Source organism: Shewanella sp. HN-41 (genome assembly GCF_000217915.1).
Lineage (GTDB): Bacteria > Pseudomonadota > Gammaproteobacteria > Enterobacterales > Shewanellaceae > Shewanella.
Genome location: NZ_AFOZ01000040.1, coordinates 26,457 through 44,691, shown reverse-complemented (window position 1 = coordinate 44,691; position 18,235 = coordinate 26,457). Strand labels below are relative to the sequence as shown.

Sequence of the window (18,235 nt, the reverse complement as noted above, 5' to 3'; positions counted from 1 at the left end):
TTTTAGAATGAGGTCGCTTGTTATCATTATGAAGGAAGTCCAATGATGTTAAATTTAATGATCATTGGCTCCATTTCAGTAACTATAGCCTGAATTGTTCACCTAAGTACACAGCCCTAACTTGCTGATTGTCTAAGATCTCTGCGGGTGTACCTTCGGCGATCAGGTTTCCGTGACTCACGATATAGGCATGTTCACACACATCTAATGTTTCACGCACATTGTGGTCGGTAATCAAGACTCCGAGTCCACGGCTCTTAAGTTGCTCGATAATTTTTTTGATATCGATAACCGAAATCGGGTCAACACCGGCAAAGGGCTCATCGAGCAAAATAAACTTAGGGTTGGCAGCAAGGGCTCTGGCTATCTCCACTCTGCGGCGCTCACCACCGGACAATGACATGCCCTGGCTGTCGCGAATATGGGTGATATGGAACTCTTCGAGTAAGTGTTCCAATTCCTCTTCGCGTTGATCACGATTGAGCTCTTTACGGGTTTGCAGTACCGCCATGATATTGTCGTGCACTGTGAGTTTACGAAAGATGCTGGCTTCCTGTGGCAGGTAACCGATCCCTTTGCGGGCTCGCAGATGCATAGGATCGGCGGTTAAATCGTCATCATCAATAAAGATATGGCCTTTATCGCTTTTAACCAGCCCGACAACCATGTAGAAGGTGGTGGTCTTACCCGCACCATTGGGGCCGAGTAGGCCAACGACCTGACCCGTTTTGACCGTTAGGCTGACATCTTTAACGACTTGGCGACTCTTATAGCTCTTCGCCAGATTTTGTGCTCTTAGGGTGATCTGGGTCATTTAGAATCCTGTTGTTTCACAGGGGTATCCGCTGGGGTTTCTGGCTTGACATCATCTTGGTAGCTTTCGGGTTGGATGATAGTGATCACCCGATCATTGCCGTTGCCTGTGCTTTCGGCGATGAGTTTTTGCTGGGTGATGTTGTAACGGATGAGATTTCCCGTCACTTGGCTACCCGCCTGATCTAGGGTGGCCGATCCCGTTAGAGTAAGGGTGCGAGTCGCCATTTCGTAGCGAATTTCTTTGGCGCTGGCGGAGGCGGGGCGACCATCGTCTAAAATTTGGGAATAAGTTGCAGGATTGCCCGTGGCCACCAAAATTTTACTGTTTTCACCTTCCGCCGAAAATGCGCGCAGTTGTTCGGCATTAATTTTAATCGAGCCTTGGGTGACTTCTACAGGGCCAAAGAAGATGATTTGGTTGTTTTTAATATCTGCTGTTTGGCTGACCGCCTTGATTTTAACTTCTTGCTTCAGGTCATCCACTTTTGCGAAGACGCCCATGCTCATCATTAGCATTAGGCTGGCAAGTAATACGTTATTTTGCTTCATAGGTTCCTACTACCTGACTGGTCAATTGCACTTCCTGCGCGTTTAGGTCGGCATAAAGGCCTTGCCCTTGAATATTAAAATCTTTCCCTGTGACATAAATGATACGGTCTGAGGTCATTATCATAGTATTGAGATCGAGTTCCAGAAAACTGGTGGACAGGGTCTGTATCGGTTCTTGCGAGTTAATGGCGTCGATAATAACATTATTTTCTAATACAACCTTGCCTGTATCTTTATTGAGCCGACCTTGATCTGCCCGGACCTGCCATTGTGCTTTACCTTGGTCGGGGTAAACAAGGTATACGGGCTGAGTGAAGAAGGTTTGATTCTTTAGCTCATAGTGTTCCATGTGTTTTGCCGTGACACGGCTATTCACTTGGCCCTGATCATTAAATTCAACACTGTGCAGGTCTTCAATAATGTAATCGGGTCTGTCGGCATCACTCAAGCTGTCATCCATATCACCACCACGCTTATGTTGCACTTGCCAATAGAGGATAAGTGCGGTGCCAAAAAAGGCAATGATGGCGAGGGTCACACGACTCATATACTCATCCCGTGGGCCGTGGCGAACTTATTCTGGCTAAGCAACAGCAAGTCGGTTAATTCCCTGAGTGCACCATGACCACCATTGAGGTTGGTGACTAAATGGGCGTGTTGGCGTACATAGGGATGACCATCGGCGACACAGACGGCTAGGCCTACAAGGTTCATCACGGGCAGATCGACAATATCATCACCTATATAGGCCACTTCTTCAGGTGAGACATTATAGAGTGATAACAGTTCTTCATAGGGTTCGAGTTTATTATCAACACCTTGATAAATATGGGTGACACCCAGAGCCGTCATGCGGTTTTCAACAATTTTAGATTGACGACCTGTGATGACTGCGATGTTGAAACCGCTGGTCAACAGCGAGCGAACGCCGTAACCATCGCGGGTGTGAAAGGCTTTGAGCTCTTCCCCTGAGTTACTTAAATAAATACGTCCATCGGAAAACACGCCATCGACATCACAGATGAGCAGTTTAATGTTTTGCGCCCTCTGCCAGACATCATCACTGATTGGGCCATAAAATCCTTGCTGTGGCATTAAATCACTCCCGCTTTAACCATGTCGAGCATATTGAGTGCTCCGATAGGGTGGTGGTCTTTGTCTATCACTATCAGGCCGTTGATATTTTTCGAATCCATCACTTGCAGTGCTTGTGCCGCGAGTACGTTGTCGGTAATTGTGACACAGTTTCGCGTCATGACATCGGCGATAGGCGTAGTGCGTAGGTTCACCTGTGCATCAATCACCCTGCGTAAATCACCGTCGGTGAAAATGCCGACAAGTTTGTGTTCATCATCGATAATCGCCGTCATTCCTAGGCCTTTTTTCGAGATCTCATACAGGGCTTCTGTGATGCAAATATCGTGATTAACCAGTGGTAAGTCGTCACCGCTATGCATAACATCATTGACTTTTAACAGCAATTTTCGTCCTAGCGCGCCACCAGGGTGAGACATAGCAAAATCTTCTCGGGTAAAACCTTTGGCCTGTAGCAGGGCGATGGCGATGGCATCGCCCATCACTAAGGTTGCTGTCGTACTCGAGGTGGGGGCGAGTCCGAGTGGGCAGGCTTCTTCCGGCACCTCAATACATAAATGAATCTTAGCCAAGCGCGCCATATTGGAGTCAGGTTTACCTGTCATGGCGATGACGGGGATGGCTTTACGCTGGATAACTGGCATTAAGGCGAGGATTTCACTCGATTCGCCTGAATTGGAGATCGCTAAAATAATATCGTTGTCGGACAATACGCCTAAATCACCGTGACTGGCTTCCCCTGGATGTACAAAGAAGGCGGGGGTCCCCGTGCTGGCGAGGGTGGCAGAAATTTTATTGCCAATATGGCCGGATTTGCCCATGCCCATAACGATAACTTTGCCAGTACAGTTAAGGATCAGTTCGCACGCCTGTGCAAATTCGGCTGAATCCACATACTGATATAGATTGTCTAGGGCTGACTTCTCAATGTCGATAACTTTGCAGCCCCACTGGCGTAGTTGTGATTGATCTACCATGTCTATCTCTCTTCTTGCATTGTCTTTGTCGCCCCATTGATGGGATTGGAATAGCACAATTTGGTACGCGATAAAGATGATAAAAAATAGGGCGTCCTGCCAGGGTTAGGTTGCGCTTAGGCTATTTTTCTCGTTAGGTTCATTTCTATCGTATCTCACCCGCCTATTGCGGCAGGCTAGTGTTAAGGCGTTAGCTCGTCAAGTAGCCTATGGGCTAATGGGTCAGAATAGCCTGTTTAGTGCTTCAATGTCTTGAGCAGTATCATCGTCTTTACAGTTTATGCCTATGAAATTACCCCATATGGCCTATTGCCTTGCCGAGGCTTCTTCGAACATGACCGCCAAGGTTAGGTTTTTGTGCTATTTAGCGATGATTTAAACAGTGGTGACCAATTTCCTAACCCACTGGAAAACATTAAGTAACATTTTACCCTTAGGGATAGAAAACTTCGCGCGCATTTTCGCTGGAAATGAGGCAAATTGAAAGTATCGCAGGACGATAGTGTCGATTCGGTTGTAGGTTAAAGCGCAATTACGTACAATTTGCGGCTCTTCGATTGGTCTGCAACAGGAAGACGCAGATCACCTCTTTTCAAATATCGGAATCAAGCATGACTCAAGAACAAACGCCGTTGGTTGAGATCCGTCATTTGGGGTTTAGCCGTGGTCAACGTGTCATATATGAAGATATTAGCCTGTCTATTCCTAGGGGCAAAGTGACCGCCATCATGGGGCCGAGCGGTATTGGCAAAACCACATTGTTAAAGTTAATTGGTGGTCAGCTTACCCCCGATCATGGGCAAGTATTGTTTGATGGCCACGATGTGCATGGCGTGAGTCGTAATGAGCTATTCGGATTACGCAAACGAATGAGCATGTTGTTTCAAAGTGGCGCTTTATTTACCGACATTAATGTCTTCGATAACGTGGCTTTCGCCCTGCGGGAACACTCTGGCCTACCCGAAGAAATTATCCGTACTATTGTGCTGATGAAACTGGAGGCGGTCGGACTGCGTGGGGCGGCGCAAATGATGCCGAGCGAATTATCTGGCGGCATGCAACGCCGTGCGGCACTGGCCAGAGCCATCGCCCTTGAACCCGAAATGGTCATGTATGATGAACCTTTTGCTGGGCAAGATCCTATCTCCATGGGTGTGTTAGTGAAGCTTATCCGTGAATTGTCCGATGCCCTTAATCTCACCTCAATTGTGGTCTCCCACGATGTAGATGAAGTGTTAGGGATTGCTGATTATGTCTATGTTGTTGCAGATAAAAAGGTTATCGCCCATGGTACACCGGAGCAACTCAAATATGCTGATAATCCGCAGCTTAAACAGTTTATTCAGGGGGCGCCGGACGGCCCTGTACCATTCCATTATCCAGCGAATAACTATCAGCAAGAATTGATGGCAAAAGGAGTTGGCAAGTGAAGTTATTAGACAGTATTGCCGACTTAGGCCGCAGTGCGATTGAGCTTGTGCTCGGTTTTGGTCGTGCGGGGCTTATGCTTTGGGGGGCCATTTTCCGCTGGCCTAGGGTACGCAAAGGGTTTCCATTATTGGTGCGCCAGATCTATGTGGTTGGTGTGCAATCTATGGTGATCATCTTAGTCTCAGGGCTTTTTATCGGTATGGTGTTGGCGCTGCAAGGCTATAACATCTTAGTCGGTTTTGGCACTGAGGAAAGCCTCGGGCCTATGGTGGCTTTGAGTCTGTTGCGTGAACTTGGGCCCGTGGTCACGGCATTGTTATTTGCCGGGCGTGCGGGTTCGGCATTAACCGCTGAAATCGGCCTAATGAAGAGTACTGAACAGCTCTCAAGTTTAGAAATGATGGCCATAGATCCGCTGCGGCAGATTATTGCACCACGCTTTTGGGCTGGGGTGATCAGCATGCCTTTGCTGGCGTTAATGTTTACGGCTGTGGGTATCTATGGCGGCCATTTAGTGGGTGTGGAATGGAAAGGGATAGATAACGGTGCTTTTTGGTCGATTTTGCAAGCATCGGTAGAATGGCGTAAAGACATAGTTAACTGTTTGATCAAGAGCGGTGTCTTTGCCGTAGTTGTCACTTGGATTGCCCTATATCGTGGTTACCAAGTGATCCCTAATCCGGAAGGGATTAGCCGAGCAACGACATCGACCGTAGTGCAATCAAGCCTCGCCGTACTGGCATTAGATTTTTTACTGACAGCCCTGATGTTTGGCCGCTAATGGAACATTGCGGATTTCGACACAGGTTAGATGGATTAACAGAGTGGTAACTGAGCATGTTGACACGAAAAATTGAATTGTTAGTGGGTGTGTTTCTTTTAACGGGTTTAGCCGCCTTTCTAGTATTGGTGTTCAAAGTCGCCAATATCGAGGTGAAAACCAGCGACAGCAGCTACACCTTAACGGCCAATTTCACTAATATTGGTGGCCTTAAAGTGCGCTCTCCGGTCAAAGTGGGCGGGGTCGTGGTGGGACGGGTGAGCAATATTGACCTCGATCCTGTCAAATTGGTGGCCGTGGTGACGGTTGTGATGGACAAACGTTACGATAAATTCCCTGAAACCAGTAGTTTAGCTATTTTGACTTCGGGCTTGCTCGGTGAGCAATTTCTCGGTTTAACCCCAGGGTTTATGGATGACGATGTGAGCATGCTTAAGGATGGCGATAAGATTGACGATACTCGCTCAGCCTTAGTGTTAGAAGACCTGATTGGTCAGTTTTTATATAGTATGGGTTCAAAGGATAAATAGGGGTTACCACTATGTTTAAAAGCTTATCTCGCTTTTTACTGCCGTTAGTGATGGTTTTTACCGCAATGAATGTTATGGCGGCCGATGTCACGATCAACACTATGGATCCTTATGCCATGGTGAAAGCTGCTGCGAATAAAACCTTCGACCGTTTCCATCAAGATAAGGCTTTAATCGATGCCGATGCGGATCATCTCAAGGTGATTGTGCGCGAAGAATTAATGCCATACGTCGATTATAAATATGCCTCTTACAAAGTATTAGGCCAGTATTTGAAGGATTCTACCGAAGAACAGCGCAATCAATTTGTCACCGCCTTCGAGGGATATTTAATCTCTACCTACGCACAGGCATTTACTGAGTACACTAATCAGAAAGTTGAATTTTCACCCGGTGCCGATTTTCGCAACGAGAAAATTGTCGATGTTAACGTACAGATTATCGAAGCGGGTCGTCCACCGATAAAATTACTGTTTAAAGTGCGTCGTTTGAAGGATGACTCATGGAAAGCGTTTGATTTAGTGGCCGAGGGCGTGAGTTTACTGTCATCTAAACAATCTGAAATCTCTAACCTTATCCGCCAACAAGGTATTGATCCTGTGATTAAGATGCTTGAAGAGCGCACTAAAGAAAAAGTGGTTAAACAATCTAAATCAGGGAAGTAATCGCCGTGGTTGAATTTGTGCAGCAGGGCAGGGTTTGTCATCTCAAGGGGCGCTTATCACAGGCGCAAGTGATAACGCTGTGGCCGCAGAGACAAAGTTTGCTGGAAAAGCAGACACAAGTGTTGTCTTTGTCAGAGCTTGAATATAGTGATAGCGCAGGAGTGGCTTTTTTACTGGCCCTAGTGCGTGCCCATGACTCGCCTCTGACACTTTGTTCCGCCTCGGAGCAGCTTAAAAAATTAATCGATTTATACGATTTACAGTCCTTCTTCACCGAAGAAGCACTTTGAAAACAAGGTACTAAATTTTATGGAATGCAGCTTAATAGAACAGATTTTACGTGATGCGTTAGCGCTTGACGAAGTTCACGCTAGCTCCGATGGCAGCCATTATAAAGTGATCGCCGTAGGCGAATGTTTCGATGGTATGAGCCGAGTTAAACAGCAACAAGCCATTTATGCACCGCTAACGGCACACATTGCCAGTGGTGAATTACATGCATTAACGATTAAAACTTTCACGCCGACTCAATGGAAACGCGAAAAAGTTTTCAACATGCCTAGCTAGTGAGGAAAAGTGGATAAATTAACGATTCAGGCAAGCCCTCCGCTTGCTGGTGATGTGATTATTTCTGGCGCCAAAAAATGCGGCCCTGCCTATTCTGATGGCGGGTGTCTTGGCCGAAACCGACTTTGTGGTTTCTAACGTGCCGAATCTGCGCGATGTGAGCACTAGCTGTAAGTTATTACGTTGTCTGGGCGCCGAAGTGACCGAGCTTGGCGACGGACAGATCCGCATTTCGACCACTAATCTGAATGAGTTTTGTGCTCCCTACGATCTAGTGAAAACCATGCGTGCATCTATCTTGATCTTAGGACCATTATTGGCCCGCTATGGTACCGCTGACGTTTCATTACCGGGTGGCTGCGCCATTGGTGCACGTCCAGTAAACCTCCACTTGCATGGCCTCGAAATGATGGGCGCCAAGATTGAAGTGAAAGAAGGTTATATCAAGGCCCGTGTCGATGGTCGCTTAAAGGGCGCCCATATTTTCATGGACATGGTGAGTGTCGGTGCGACCGAAAACTTACTGATGGCAGCGGCATTGGCCGATGGCGAAACCGTGATTGAAAACGCAGCCCGTGAACCTGAAGTGATCGATTTGGCTAATTGCTTAATTGCCATGGGCGCAAAGATCACTGGTGTAGGCAGTGCAACCCTGCGTATTCAAGGGGTTGAGCGTCTACAGGGCTGTGAGTATCGCGTGATGCCGGACCGCATTGAAACAGGTTCATTCCTGGTTGCCGCCGCGGTGACCCGTGGCCACATTCGTTGCTTAAAGGCCGATCCTGCGTCATTGGAGTCGGTGATCGCTAAGCTTGAGGATGCGGGCGCCGTGATCACTACAGGTGAAGACTGGATTGAACTGGACATGCAAGGCAAACGTCCAAAAGCGGTTAACATTAAAACCGCGCCATATCCTGGCTTCCCAACCGATATGCAGGCGCAGTTCTGTGTGCTCAATGCGCTAGCGCAGGGCACAGCGACCATTACCGAAACCATCTTCGAAAACCGCTTTATGCACGTGCCAGAGCTTATCCGTATGGGCGCAACCATGGAGCTTGAAGGTAATACCTGCATTATCCAAGGGATTGAATCCTTAAGTGGTGCCCAGGTGATGGCAACGGATTTACGCGCGTCAGCGAGTCTAGTGATCGCAGGCTTAGTCGCCGATGGCAAGACTATCGTCGATCGCATCTATCACTTAGACCGCGGCTACGAGCATATCGAGCAGAAGTTCCAGGGCTTGGGCGCGCATGTAGAGCGTGTGCAATAACATTTGCTTAGGACTAGCTCCCAATAAAAAACACAGCCTAGTGCTGGTTTTTTATTGGGCTCAATTTGTTCAGCTAAAAAGGAAGGGACAAAACGAGCTGAATTTTTCGCAAGATTATCTGCATTCGGATAAACAGAAGTAATGAAAAATTCATTGTGAAATATTCCTCTTATCTTAATCATTATGTAGCGGTGCAGCATCAAACTGCCCACTTCTACTGGCAACAACTGTTCAGGTTGCTGGTAAAATTGCCCTGTTTAGGACAAGAAAAAGCCCCAAGAACGTGGGGTGATTTACGAAGAATGACCTCTTTGTAGACATTTTTCTGATGTCGATTATTCTTATTAAATCTACCTGGTTAATAAGTAAATATCATTATATTTCATGGTGTTAATCTCATAAATATTCCCTCGGCCAAATAGCAATATACGCTAAACATTTAACTATAAAGGTATTTATTTCACTACTCGATAAAGTATAACGGGGGAATAACTTTCCAGAATTTGCCGTAATAGGCGGCCTAATGCTATCGCTACAAAAAACATCATCGCTGATGATGACATGAGTCCCCAACATAGAAGTACTAACATGGTTAATAAAAAGCCGTTTAGTGTCAATCGACAAAGTCGATGAGTGAAACGAGCAGGCTTAAATTGTCTTGTTCCTATTGTCGCTTTGCAGATCTTTGTGCCTATAGTGCGTCTGAACGGGCCAAGTTCCATGATAGTTACATACAATAAGTAGCAAATGAACAGCGAAATCATAAACATTGGCAAGGCTTTTAACTCACTTAAGGCGAATAGTCCATTTGACACTTTATTCAATACCTGTTGTTTAACGGGCTGAAAAAGGCCGATATTTGACGTTAATTGGATGGACTCAACCATTGCATGAAGTTTGGTAATTAAACTCGATGGCGAGGTTAGATAAGGAACAACAAATATGGCTGGGATACAACAGATACAAAAATCCACCAGCATCATTATAAATCTGTCCATACCATCAACTTGCTGTAAATAGCTTTGTTGAGATCCACCTCCACCGATTTGAATTTGTTCTTGTTGAATAATAAAGTATCGTGGAATTACTTGCTTAATGTCATTTTCATCATACAGGTCAGTGAGGGCGTTGTTCTTAGACCATAGAAAGGTTTCATCAAAACATTTCATCACTTTAAATGGGTAGGTGATGTATTCTTTTCTGCCGCGTCTTTTTGAAAAGCGTTGCACATATTTCAATAATAAATAAAAGGCTTGGTTCGATATTTTTTGACGAGAAAATAAGTCAAGCTGCTCAACTTGATCAAGGACTTTTTGCCAAGGTTCAGTTATGTGTTCAACATTTTTGTCCATAGTTAACGATGTCAGCTGTTCGACAATACTCTCAGCGGTAATAGATTGAACATCATTTTCAGTTAACTGTGGCGATAAAAATAGCTTTTCTTGACTAAGATTACTTAACGTAAGCTTATTTTTATCATAATCGGTGTTAACTCCAACCTCTAAGTCTTGCAATAAGTTTGTTTCTGTATGCTCGAATTGTTGTCTGTTACAGTTTTCCATTGCTACTAAATTTTGCTGATTAGTAACTTTAGCCGCTATTCTTTCAGCAAGACTTTCTCTAGTTGATCCATGGCTTTCATTATCTTCATCCTGAATTTGATTTAGTAATATCTCGTACGCAGTGCGAATTTGTTTGAATTCTTCGGGGAATTTTTCTGGTTTAAATTGCTTTATTTTTTTACTGTAAGCCTGCCGAAGTCTTTTCTTGTCATGGGTAGGCGTTAACTCAAGCAGCTCCCAATAGTGTTCTGTCATTGGAAAATACCTCGAATATCATATTCTTCAATCACATCTTTAAGGTAGCTACTGAAGCGTTTTATCTCTTGGACATTTTGTGATTCAATTAAACTTGAGAATTTCTCTATTAACGACGAAACAAATTGTTTATCTATATCAGTAGATTGAATGTAAATCCTATCAAGCGACTCTAACAGCGTAATATTTTGCAATACTGTTCTTGGATGGACTTTTAATTCAGCTAACTTGGCTAATGCGCTGGCTTTGTCGGCATCAGATAATTTACCGGAACTTTGCTCAAATAATGCACTACGTTTCTGCTTTGTCGCGTCTATATACACATCGACTTCGAGTAGACCATTGGTATCGTAACTAAAACGAACTTCAACGCAGGTTTCCCCGGCCTTTGACTTGGGGATGTCGACAAGTACATCACCTAAATGCAGATTATTCTCTAAGAACTTACTTTCACCTTGGTAAACTTTAAAGCAAATTTCTTCTTGTCCATCAGCGGCATTAACATATAGTCGACTAACGCTAACTGGGAGTAGAGTATTGCGACTGATTATAGGATCAAAAAAACTCCGGTCAGGGCTTTCTAAGCTTCTTACATTAACGCCAAGACTAAAGGGGCTTACATCAGTTAATACTACGTCTTCAAGGGCTTGGTCATCTGCTGCTAAAGCTGCCTGAATACCCGCTCCTTTTGCGACAACGATATCGGGATTTAAACGATATGATGGGATACGCCCAAGTAATTTTGAAATAGTTTTGTGAAATATAGGCATACGTGTCGCACCACCGACTAATATAACATCGTTAATTTCACTGAGCTGGCTTATGCGGCTATCGTTGATGACACGTTCAATAGGTAGGACAATACGCTTTAATATTGATGAGCATTTAGTTTCAAAATCGACTTCGTTCAAGCTGTAACTGTAAGAGTTGCCATCGAGTATTAATGTAAAGCTTGCTTGTTTTTCTTGGCTGAGCTTAATTTTTAACTGTTCACAATATTGATGAAGAGAAGAAAGGGCATCGGCACTCAATTGTGATTTAGTTAGTTTATGCTGGATTAAGAAATCACTGACGATCACATCTAGAAAGTCCATACCACCTAAAAAATTATCACCACTAGAGGCATGCACCTCCATTACGCCATCAAAGTATTCTAATAGAGTGACATCGAAAGTGCCGCCACCAAGATCGAGAATAAGGTAGGTCTGATCATCTGGCGATTCATGGACGCCATAACATAGTGCTGCGGCGGTGGGCTCATTGATGAGTTTTTCAACGGTAAGACCAGCAAGCTCAGCGGCCATTTTAGTCGCTTGGCGCTGAATATCATTAAAATAAGCGGGGACCGAGACTATGGCTCTATTGACAGTCTCATTCAGGTAGGCTTCGGCATCGCTCTTTAAAGATTTAAGTAACATAGATGATAATTCAATAGCGCTAAAACTGCGTTTACCCAGTAAAATCACTTTATCAGTGCCAATAAAACGTTTGAATTGTTCAGTGGTATGGTGCGGAGCTGTGATCAATCTTTGTTTAGCGGCTTTACCAATAAGAATATTACCTGCATCATCGACATTGACTACTGAGGGAGTTAACTCGTCTCCAAGGGCATTCTTAATGAGTTTGACTTCACCGTGTTCCCAGACGCTGATGGCGCTATTGGTGGTACCTAAATCTATCCCTACAATTGGCATTTGATCCCTTAAATAACAATTCTTTGATAATTGTGCTTGTTCATAAAGTTAACCTAAAATCCAATTGCAATAAATATTGCCATCTATATTTATGATAAATAATTGCATTTGTCGCGATATGATACATTCGGAATAGAGGATTTATGGGGTCTTACTTTTAGGGACCCATTACTTTATGTATCTCAAATTATCAGACAGCAAAGGGCTGACCTTCTAGCCGTGGCTTGCTTTGGAACAATACTTTTTAGCTAAACGAACAGTTTAAAAGGGAGTTAAGATTGGAATTGTTGTGCCAGTGACTGTTGGCGACATGGCCGCTATTTCACATCTGACCCATAGGGATATGGGGAGTGTCACTGGGGAAACAATGGCAATTCACCCTGATCACTAGACGATAAAGTTATCTTGCTTTGGAGGGGACTCAGAATAAGGCGCTATTCCTGCCTTATTCTGAGCTTAACTCAATAGGATGATGCAACAGAGCTTAATTATCGACGACGACTTTCTCATCGATAATCACAGGCAGTACTTGCTCCTTGCCTTGGCGAATAACTGTCATCATGACTTTCTTGCCGGGAGTTGTCTCGGCAATTCTATCCATCAGCATTTCGACCCCAGGCACATCCTCGCCATCGTATTTGATGATTACATCCCTTGGCATTAGCTGCGCCCGTGCTGCTGGGCCATTAGGATCTACACCCATAATGACCACACCTTTTAAATCGGGCAGATTGAGAATTTGTGCAATGACAGGGTTAATCGGCTCGCCGGAAATGCCTAATGCACCACGGATCACGCGGCCGTTCTTAATCAATTTGCCCATAATGCTGTGGGCCAATTTAATCGGGATGGCGAAGTTAATGCCGTGACCACCGCCTTCTTCACCTATTTGGAATGCGGCGGTGTTAATCCCTATGAGGCTACCGTTGGTGTCGATTAAGGCGCCGCCGGAGTTGCCCGCGTTAATCGCTGCATCGGTTTGCAGGAAGTCTAAATAACCCGAACTTAAACCGTTACGGCCAGTGGCACTGATAATACCTTGGGTAATGGTTTGGCCTAAATTGTACGGGTTACCAATGGCGAGCACCACATCACCGACTTGAGGTGGGCTATCTAGATTAACGGGGACAATCGGTAAGTTATCGCCTTCAATTTTAAGGACAGATAGATCGGTTTCAGGATCGAAACCAACCACTTCCGAGGTAAACTTGCGTCCATCTTGCAGGGCGACAACAATCTCGTCAGCTTTCTTAATGACATGATAATTTGTGAGAATATAGCCTTCTTTGCTCATTATCACCCCAGAACCTAGGCCCTGTAGCGAGCCTGAATTGAGTGGGCGACTCTGATCTATGCTGAGGCTGTAAATATTGACAACGGCAGGGGCTGCGCGGCGCACCGCCTTGGCAAAGGACAACTCTACTGTGTTATTCGCCCGGGGCTGAAGCAGACTATTGCCGAGGTGTTGGTCATCAAAATAACGGGTGACCAATAAGAACATTGCCGCCATGATAAGACCGAAAAGGATGGCTTTACCTAGATATAACAGGGTGTCTTTTATTGTCATGGCAGGATAAATATTGAAAAAGGTGGGTTAGATTAACATGTTTAACTGAGCAAAGCATAGGGAACGAGTGTTCCCTATGCTGATCTGAGTCTGAAAAATTGCTTAAGTTTCAGACGCGAGCATCGGTTAGCGTAACACTAAGTACAACATACTCTTATCACGGAGGATCTTCAGTGCTACCGCACCTTCTTGATCCTTCAGTTGTGCTTTTAGCGACTTCAGATCTTTCACCCCAGTACGGTTAATCCCTACAATCACATCGCCTTTTTGCAAACCACTCATCGCCGCGGGTGAACCTTGAGCCACATCGGTAATTTCAATGCCCTTAGCCGAGTTTTCCAAGGAGGCCCCCTGTAGCATTGGGTGGACTGCACCCGCGGCGGCCTCAGTGGTTTGACTGGCTTCGCCTAAAGTGACTTTAACCGTTTTAGAATCACCATCGCGGATCAGCCCTAGCTCAACTTTAGCGCCAGCACCCATAGTGGCAACCTTAGCGCGCAGCTCCTGGAATGACTTAATCGAACGACCATCGACACTAACAATAATATCACCCGCTTTAATGCCTGCTTTCTCGGCAGCACTGTCTTTTGATACTTCATTCACGAAGCCGCCGTGTTGGGTGTCTAAACCAAAGCCTTGGGCGAGTTGACTATCAAGATCGCGTCCCGAGATACCCAGTACCCCACGGCGAACTTCACCGTGTTCAGCAATCTGCGCAACCAAGTTTTTCACCATATTGGCAGGGATAGCAAAGCCGATACCGACGTTACCACCGCCTGGCGCTACGATTGCGGTATTAATCCCAATCAATTCACCGTTTAAATTAACGAGTGCACCACCGGAGTTACCACTGTTAATGGCGGCATCGGTCTGGATAAAGTTTTCGAGCATTTCAATACCTAAACCACTTCGACCTAAGGCACTGACGATACCGGATGTTACTGTTTGCCCTAAACCGAAGGGGTTACCAATGGCTACGGCAAAGTCACCTACACGTAAGTCATCGGAGTTAGAAGACTTAATGGCGACAAGATTTTTGGCCTCAATTTGCAGTAATGCAATATCAGATTCTGAATCAGTACCAATGAGTTTGGCTTTGACTTCACGACCGTCATGTAGACCGACTTGAATATCATCGGCGCCATCAATCACGTGATTATTAGTAACGATATAGCCTTTTTCGGCATCAATAATTACCCCAGATCCTAAACCTCTAAAGGGGCGTTCTTGCACTTGTTCCTGCGGCGCATTGGGGCCGAAGAAATAACGGAATACATCGGGTACTCGTTGCTTAGAAACATGGGTGCCACTCACTGCGACAGAAACCACTGCGGGAGTTGTTCGCTCCAACATGGGCGCGAGGCTTGGAATAGGTTGTCCCTCGACGGTTTGTGGGATCGCGGCCTGTGAGATTGCGGGCATCATAGTCAAGGTAGCGGCTAACATTGCGGCTGAAAGTACAGATAGTTTTGTTTTCATCTATTCATAACTCCAAATAAGGGATCAAGGATCTGGATGTAATGCGTCGTTATAAAGTGCGCACCAGATCAAATCTGTATCGGTACCGGCTATTTGCCTAGGTAACCATTCGGACACGCACCTATTTGAAAAAGTTCATCAATATTAACAAAGGTTAATTTCTTTATGGCTATTTTATCGGCTCTTCCTCGAATGTAACTGAAGCAAAAACTATGGACGCTGAGCTTATTTTTCAAGACTAAAGAGTCAAATAGAGAGCCATTGACTAAGAGTTATAACACAGACCATTGCAATAGGGGGGCAACGGGAATAAGTCATTCACCTTGTTTGTCCAATGCGGCATTAATATATCCTGTGCCACATTTGTCGTGCTAATATCGTCCCAGTTTTAATAAAGGATATAAGAGAATTAAAAAGTGCCTCAGTTAAGCCCTTGGCTGCATTATCAAAGAGATCTTACCCGAGATGGTTTTTCCCATGATCCGGCACAAGAAATTGCCGTTAAGGCGTTGCAACGAGTCTATGAAGACTTAACCGCCGCAGAGGAACCCAGTTCGGCCATCACTAAGTTATTTACTGCTATAGGATTAAAATCTGCACCTGCTGCAACTAAAGGCCTGTATCTTTGGGGCGGTGTGGGTCGCGGTAAAACCTATCTGATGGATACCTTTTATGATGCACTGCCTGGCGATAAAAAATTGCGGGCTCACTTTCATCGTTTTATGCACCAATTGCATTTAGATTTGGATGGACTCAAAGGCACACGCGATCCCTTATTCGTCATCGCTAAACAGATGGCGGCCAAGTACCGAGTGATTTGTTTTGACGAATTTTTTGTCTCTGATATTACCGATGCGATGTTACTTGGTACACTTTTCCAAGCCCTATTTAAAGAGGGTGTCGTGTTAGTTGCTACATCGAATATTATTCCCGATGACCTATATAAAAACGGCTTACAGCGGGCCCGTTTCTTACCGGCTATCGCTTTAATCAATCAGCATTGTGAAGTATTAAATGTTGATTCAGGCATCGACTATCGACTGCGAACGTTAGAGCAGGCGGAGATTTATCACTATCCCTTAGATACGCAGGCCGATACTAACCTGCTGCATTACTTCCAACAATTGGCTCCAGAGGCAGAAATATCAACCGAAGCCATTGAAATTGAAGGGCGTGAAATCCAAATACGTCAACAAGCACAGGGCGTGTTACTCGCAGATTTTAGGGCTCTGTGTGACGGACCTCGTAGCCAACGGGATTATATGGAGCTAGCGCGGATATATCATACTGTGCTCGTGAGCGGCATAGAGCAAATGGGCGCTTTTCTTACTGGAGATGATATTGCTAGGCGTTTTCTTGCCATGGTAGATGAGTTTTACGAGCGCAATGTAAAACTGATTGTATCCGCCCAAGTGCCACTGGAGGACATCTACGCCGATGGATTGCTGAGTTTCGAATTTAGACGTTGTCGTTCACGCCTTATTGAAATGCAATCCCATGATTATTTAAAAACAGAGCACCTACCTTAACCTTGTACGGCATGCGTTTCCTACAGTTACGCCCTCGAATCGCCTGTGGCTTGTTAATCCGTCGGATGATGGGCCACATCGAGCGAAATTTTATAATTTTTGGCAAAAAATCAGGTGATTTTTAACTCAGCTTTGTCTATACTCCGCCACCTGCCCACGTTACTCCGCCAATTGGGCGGAAGTTGTAAGCCGAATTAAGTGCTCGAAGGGGTACCGAAAGGCAATTTTGTGTTGTTTGCAAATGCAAGCAACATGTGAGACAGAAATTAACTTTGGGTTTTTGTAATAATGAAGACTTTTACTGCTACACCAGAAACCGTAACTCGTGACTGGTTCGTCGTTGATGCAGACGGCAAAACTTTAGGTCGTATCGCTACTGAAATTGCTACCCGTTTACGCGGAAAGCATAAGCCAGAATACACTCCTCATGTTGACACTGGTGATTACATCATCGTTATCAACGCTGAGAAAGTTACTGTTACTGGTAACAAAGCGAAAGGCAAAACGTACTACTCGCATTCAGGCTTCCCTGGTGGCATTAAGCAAATCAGCTTTGAAAAGCTGCAAGCGCATAAGCCAGAAATGATCATCGAGAAGGCAGTTAAGGGTATGTTACCAAAAGGTCCTCTGGGCCGTGCCATGTTCCGTAAACTGAAAGTTTACGCTGGCGCAGAACATAACCACGCTGCACAACAACCTCAAGTTCTTGATATCTAAACGGGATTAAGCAAATGGCTGCAACTCAGTACTACGGCACTGGCCGTCGCAAAACCTCTACAGCTCGCGTATTCGCTAAAGCTGGTAGTGGCAACATCGTTGTAAATCAACGTCCTTTGGATCAGTATTTTGGTCGTGAAACTGCTCGTATGGTTGTTCGTCAGCCATTAGAGTTAGTTGAAATGACTGACAAGCTGGACATCTATGTAACTGTTAAAGGCGGTGGTATCACTGGCCAAGCAGGCGCAATCCGTCACGGTATTACCCGTGCTCTGATGCAATTAGATGAAGCTCTGCGTCCATCGTTACGTTCTGCTGGTTTCGTTACCCGTGACGCTCGTAAAGTTGAGCGTAAGAAAGTGGGTCTACGTAAAGCACGTCGTAAGCCACAATTCTCTAAGCGTTAATACGTTTTCGGAATATCAAAAAACCCAGCTTATGCTGGGTTTTTTATTGGCTGAATTTAGCTATCATCTGGAAAATAAAGTGGAACCTGAGAGGGGAAGATGACATTTCAATTATTTATGCTGGCGATTGCATTGGTGTTGATTCTAGAGGGAATAGGCCCGCTGTTGTTCCCCAATAAATGGCGTCGTTATCTGAATGAACTTTCTAATCAAAATCAGCAAGTTTTGCGCAGAATAGGCGGCGCTTTAGTCACGGCTGGGGCCGTTATTTTGATTATTTTTTCATAAATGCCTTACCACTTGGCCTTTAAAATCTGTTAGAATTCTTTTTTAACCACAACCTT

General features: G+C 45.1%; 19 protein-coding genes and 1 pseudogene. 11 read left to right on the top strand and 9 right to left on the bottom strand.

Features of this window, described 5'->3' with window-relative positions; all coding sequences use genetic code 11:
* Window positions 1-82 precede the first annotated feature (82 nt).
* Genes lptB through SOHN41_RS14785 form a run of 5 tightly spaced genes read right to left on the bottom strand, consistent with a single transcriptional unit; the run spans window position 83 to window position 3,437 of the window.
* Window positions 83-814: an LPS export ABC transporter ATP-binding protein gene (gene lptB, locus SOHN41_RS14805; RefSeq protein ID WP_007650501.1), complete on the bottom strand. Its 732-nt coding sequence runs from the start codon at window positions 812-814 to the stop codon at window positions 83-85.
* Window positions 811-1,365, bottom strand: coding sequence for a lipopolysaccharide transport periplasmic protein LptA (gene lptA / locus SOHN41_RS14800; protein WP_007650494.1), 555 nt, complete (start codon window positions 1,363-1,365; stop codon window positions 811-813). The genes lptB and lptA overlap by 4 nt, the downstream gene beginning before the upstream one ends.
* The gene (gene lptC, locus SOHN41_RS14795) at window positions 1,352-1,912 is read right to left on the bottom strand and encodes an LPS export ABC transporter periplasmic protein LptC (protein WP_007650492.1); all 561 of its coding nucleotides are present in this window, start codon (window positions 1,910-1,912) and stop codon (window positions 1,352-1,354) included. Before lptC ends, lptA begins: the two co-directional genes overlap by 14 nt.
* A complete protein-coding gene (kdsC, locus tag SOHN41_RS14790; RefSeq protein WP_007650491.1) occupies window positions 1,909-2,460 on the bottom strand; it encodes a 3-deoxy-manno-octulosonate-8-phosphatase KdsC in 552 nt (183 codons plus the stop codon). Before kdsC ends, lptC begins: the two co-directional genes overlap by 4 nt.
* Complete coding sequence (locus tag SOHN41_RS14785) at window positions 2,460-3,437, bottom strand: KpsF/GutQ family sugar-phosphate isomerase (RefSeq protein WP_007650490.1); 978 nt, start codon at window positions 3,435-3,437, stop codon at window positions 2,460-2,462. Before SOHN41_RS14785 ends, kdsC begins: the two co-directional genes overlap by 1 nt.
* A 611-nt stretch (window positions 3,438-4,048) precedes the next feature.
* Between SOHN41_RS14785 and mlaF the strand changes: the two genes are divergently transcribed.
* The 7 genes and pseudogenes from mlaF to murA all read left to right on the top strand — a co-directional run bounded on the left by mlaF (window position 4,049) and on the right by murA (window position 8,681).
* Window positions 4,049-4,867, top strand: a complete 819-nt coding sequence (gene mlaF / locus SOHN41_RS14780) for a phospholipid ABC transporter ATP-binding protein MlaF (protein WP_007650489.1) — start codon at window positions 4,049-4,051, stop codon at window positions 4,865-4,867.
* Window positions 4,864-5,649: a lipid asymmetry maintenance ABC transporter permease subunit MlaE gene (gene mlaE, locus SOHN41_RS14775; protein ID WP_007650487.1), complete on the top strand. Its 786-nt coding sequence runs from the start codon at window positions 4,864-4,866 to the stop codon at window positions 5,647-5,649. Before mlaF ends, mlaE begins: the two co-directional genes overlap by 4 nt.
* Window positions 5,650-5,705: 56 nt before the next feature.
* Window positions 5,706-6,179, top strand: a complete 474-nt coding sequence (mlaD, locus tag SOHN41_RS14770) for an outer membrane lipid asymmetry maintenance protein MlaD (RefSeq protein WP_007650486.1) — start codon at window positions 5,706-5,708, stop codon at window positions 6,177-6,179.
* A gap of 11 nt (window positions 6,180-6,190) precedes the next feature.
* Entirely contained in the window at window positions 6,191-6,844 is a 654-nt protein-coding gene (locus tag SOHN41_RS14765; protein WP_007650484.1) for an MlaC/ttg2D family ABC transporter substrate-binding protein, read from the top strand.
* A gap of 5 nt (window positions 6,845-6,849) precedes the next feature.
* Window positions 6,850-7,134: an STAS domain-containing protein gene (locus SOHN41_RS14760; protein ID WP_007650479.1), complete on the top strand. Its 285-nt coding sequence runs from the start codon at window positions 6,850-6,852 to the stop codon at window positions 7,132-7,134.
* Window positions 7,135-7,153: 19 nt separating this feature from the next.
* Complete coding sequence (locus SOHN41_RS14755; RefSeq protein ID WP_007650477.1) at window positions 7,154-7,411, top strand: BolA family protein; 258 nt, start codon at window positions 7,154-7,156, stop codon at window positions 7,409-7,411.
* Window positions 7,412-7,420: 9 nt separating this feature from the next.
* Window positions 7,421-8,681 (top strand): annotated as a pseudogene (gene murA / locus SOHN41_RS14750) (UDP-N-acetylglucosamine 1-carboxyvinyltransferase).
* Window positions 8,682-9,136: 455 nt separating this feature from the next.
* Here the strand turns inward: murA and SOHN41_RS14745 are convergent.
* The 4 genes from SOHN41_RS14745 to degQ all read right to left on the bottom strand — a co-directional run bounded on the left by SOHN41_RS14745 (window position 9,137) and on the right by degQ (window position 15,238).
* Window positions 9,137-10,498: a J domain-containing protein gene (locus SOHN41_RS14745; RefSeq protein ID WP_007650472.1), complete on the bottom strand. Its 1,362-nt coding sequence runs from the start codon at window positions 10,496-10,498 to the stop codon at window positions 9,137-9,139.
* Window positions 10,495-12,192 (bottom strand): molecular chaperone HscC, encoded by a 1,698-nt coding sequence (locus SOHN41_RS14740; protein WP_007650470.1) that lies wholly within the window; start codon window positions 12,190-12,192, stop codon window positions 10,495-10,497. The genes SOHN41_RS14745 and SOHN41_RS14740 overlap by 4 nt, the downstream gene beginning before the upstream one ends.
* A 484-nt stretch (window positions 12,193-12,676) precedes the next feature.
* Window positions 12,677-13,759, bottom strand: a complete 1,083-nt coding sequence (gene degS, locus SOHN41_RS14735) for an outer membrane-stress sensor serine endopeptidase DegS (RefSeq protein ID WP_007650468.1) — start codon at window positions 13,757-13,759, stop codon at window positions 12,677-12,679.
* Window positions 13,760-13,885: 126 nt separating this feature from the next.
* The gene (degQ, locus tag SOHN41_RS14730) at window positions 13,886-15,238 is read right to left on the bottom strand and encodes a Do family serine endopeptidase DegQ (RefSeq protein ID WP_007650466.1); all 1,353 of its coding nucleotides are present in this window, start codon (window positions 15,236-15,238) and stop codon (window positions 13,886-13,888) included.
* Window positions 15,239-15,654: 416 nt separating this feature from the next.
* On the opposite strand from degQ, the gene zapE reads away from it, so the two are divergent.
* From zapE to SOHN41_RS14710, 4 genes are all read left to right on the top strand, one after another.
* Window positions 15,655-16,767 carry a cell division protein ZapE gene (gene zapE, locus SOHN41_RS14725; protein ID WP_007650461.1) on the top strand — a complete coding sequence of 371 codons (1,113 nt, stop codon included), beginning with the start codon at window positions 15,655-15,657 and terminating at the stop codon, window positions 16,765-16,767.
* A gap of 288 nt (window positions 16,768-17,055) precedes the next feature.
* Entirely contained in the window at window positions 17,056-17,484 is a 429-nt protein-coding gene (rplM, locus tag SOHN41_RS14720; RefSeq protein ID WP_007650458.1) for a 50S ribosomal protein L13, read from the top strand.
* A 14-nt stretch (window positions 17,485-17,498) separates the two neighbouring features.
* Window positions 17,499-17,891, top strand: a complete 393-nt coding sequence (rpsI, locus tag SOHN41_RS14715; protein WP_006083052.1) for a 30S ribosomal protein S9 — start codon at window positions 17,499-17,501, stop codon at window positions 17,889-17,891.
* A 99-nt stretch (window positions 17,892-17,990) separates the two neighbouring features.
* Window positions 17,991-18,179 carry a DUF2065 domain-containing protein gene (locus tag SOHN41_RS14710; protein WP_007650454.1) on the top strand — a complete coding sequence of 63 codons (189 nt, stop codon included), beginning with the start codon at window positions 17,991-17,993 and terminating at the stop codon, window positions 18,177-18,179.
* Window positions 18,180-18,235 lie beyond the last annotated feature (56 nt).

Bases quoted from the DNA above. Each gene is read 5' to 3' on its own strand.
- lptB (WP_007650501.1), bottom strand. From the start codon at position 814: ATGACCCAGATCACCCTAAGAGCACAAAATCTGGCGAAGAGCTATAAG.
- lptA (WP_007650494.1), bottom strand. From the start codon at position 1,365: ATGAAGCAAAATAACGTATTACTTGCCAGCCTAATGCTAATGATGAGC.
- lptC (WP_007650492.1), bottom strand. From the start codon at position 1,912: ATGAGTCGTGTGACCCTCGCCATCATTGCCTTTTTTGGCACCGCACTT.
- kdsC (WP_007650491.1), bottom strand. From the start codon at position 2,460: ATGCCACAGCAAGGATTTTATGGCCCAATCAGTGATGATGTCTGGCAG.
- SOHN41_RS14785 (WP_007650490.1), bottom strand. From the start codon at position 3,437: ATGGTAGATCAATCACAACTACGCCAGTGGGGCTGCAAAGTTATCGAC.
- mlaF (WP_007650489.1), top strand. From the start codon at position 4,049: ATGACTCAAGAACAAACGCCGTTGGTTGAGATCCGTCATTTGGGGTTT.
- mlaD (WP_007650486.1), top strand. From the start codon at position 5,706: ATGTTGACACGAAAAATTGAATTGTTAGTGGGTGTGTTTCTTTTAACG.
- SOHN41_RS14765 (WP_007650484.1), top strand. From the start codon at position 6,191: ATGTTTAAAAGCTTATCTCGCTTTTTACTGCCGTTAGTGATGGTTTTT.
- SOHN41_RS14755 (WP_007650477.1), top strand. From the start codon at position 7,154: ATGGAATGCAGCTTAATAGAACAGATTTTACGTGATGCGTTAGCGCTT.
- SOHN41_RS14745 (WP_007650472.1), bottom strand. From the start codon at position 10,498: ATGACAGAACACTATTGGGAGCTGCTTGAGTTAACGCCTACCCATGAC.
- SOHN41_RS14740 (WP_007650470.1), bottom strand. From the start codon at position 12,192: ATGCCAATTGTAGGGATAGATTTAGGTACCACCAATAGCGCCATCAGC.
- degS (WP_007650468.1), bottom strand. From the start codon at position 13,759: ATGACAATAAAAGACACCCTGTTATATCTAGGTAAAGCCATCCTTTTC.
- degQ (WP_007650466.1), bottom strand. From the start codon at position 15,238: ATGAAAACAAAACTATCTGTACTTTCAGCCGCAATGTTAGCCGCTACC.
- rplM (WP_007650458.1), top strand. From the start codon at position 17,056: ATGAAGACTTTTACTGCTACACCAGAAACCGTAACTCGTGACTGGTTC.
- rpsI (WP_006083052.1), top strand. From the start codon at position 17,499: ATGGCTGCAACTCAGTACTACGGCACTGGCCGTCGCAAAACCTCTACA.
- SOHN41_RS14710 (WP_007650454.1), top strand. From the start codon at position 17,991: ATGACATTTCAATTATTTATGCTGGCGATTGCATTGGTGTTGATTCTA.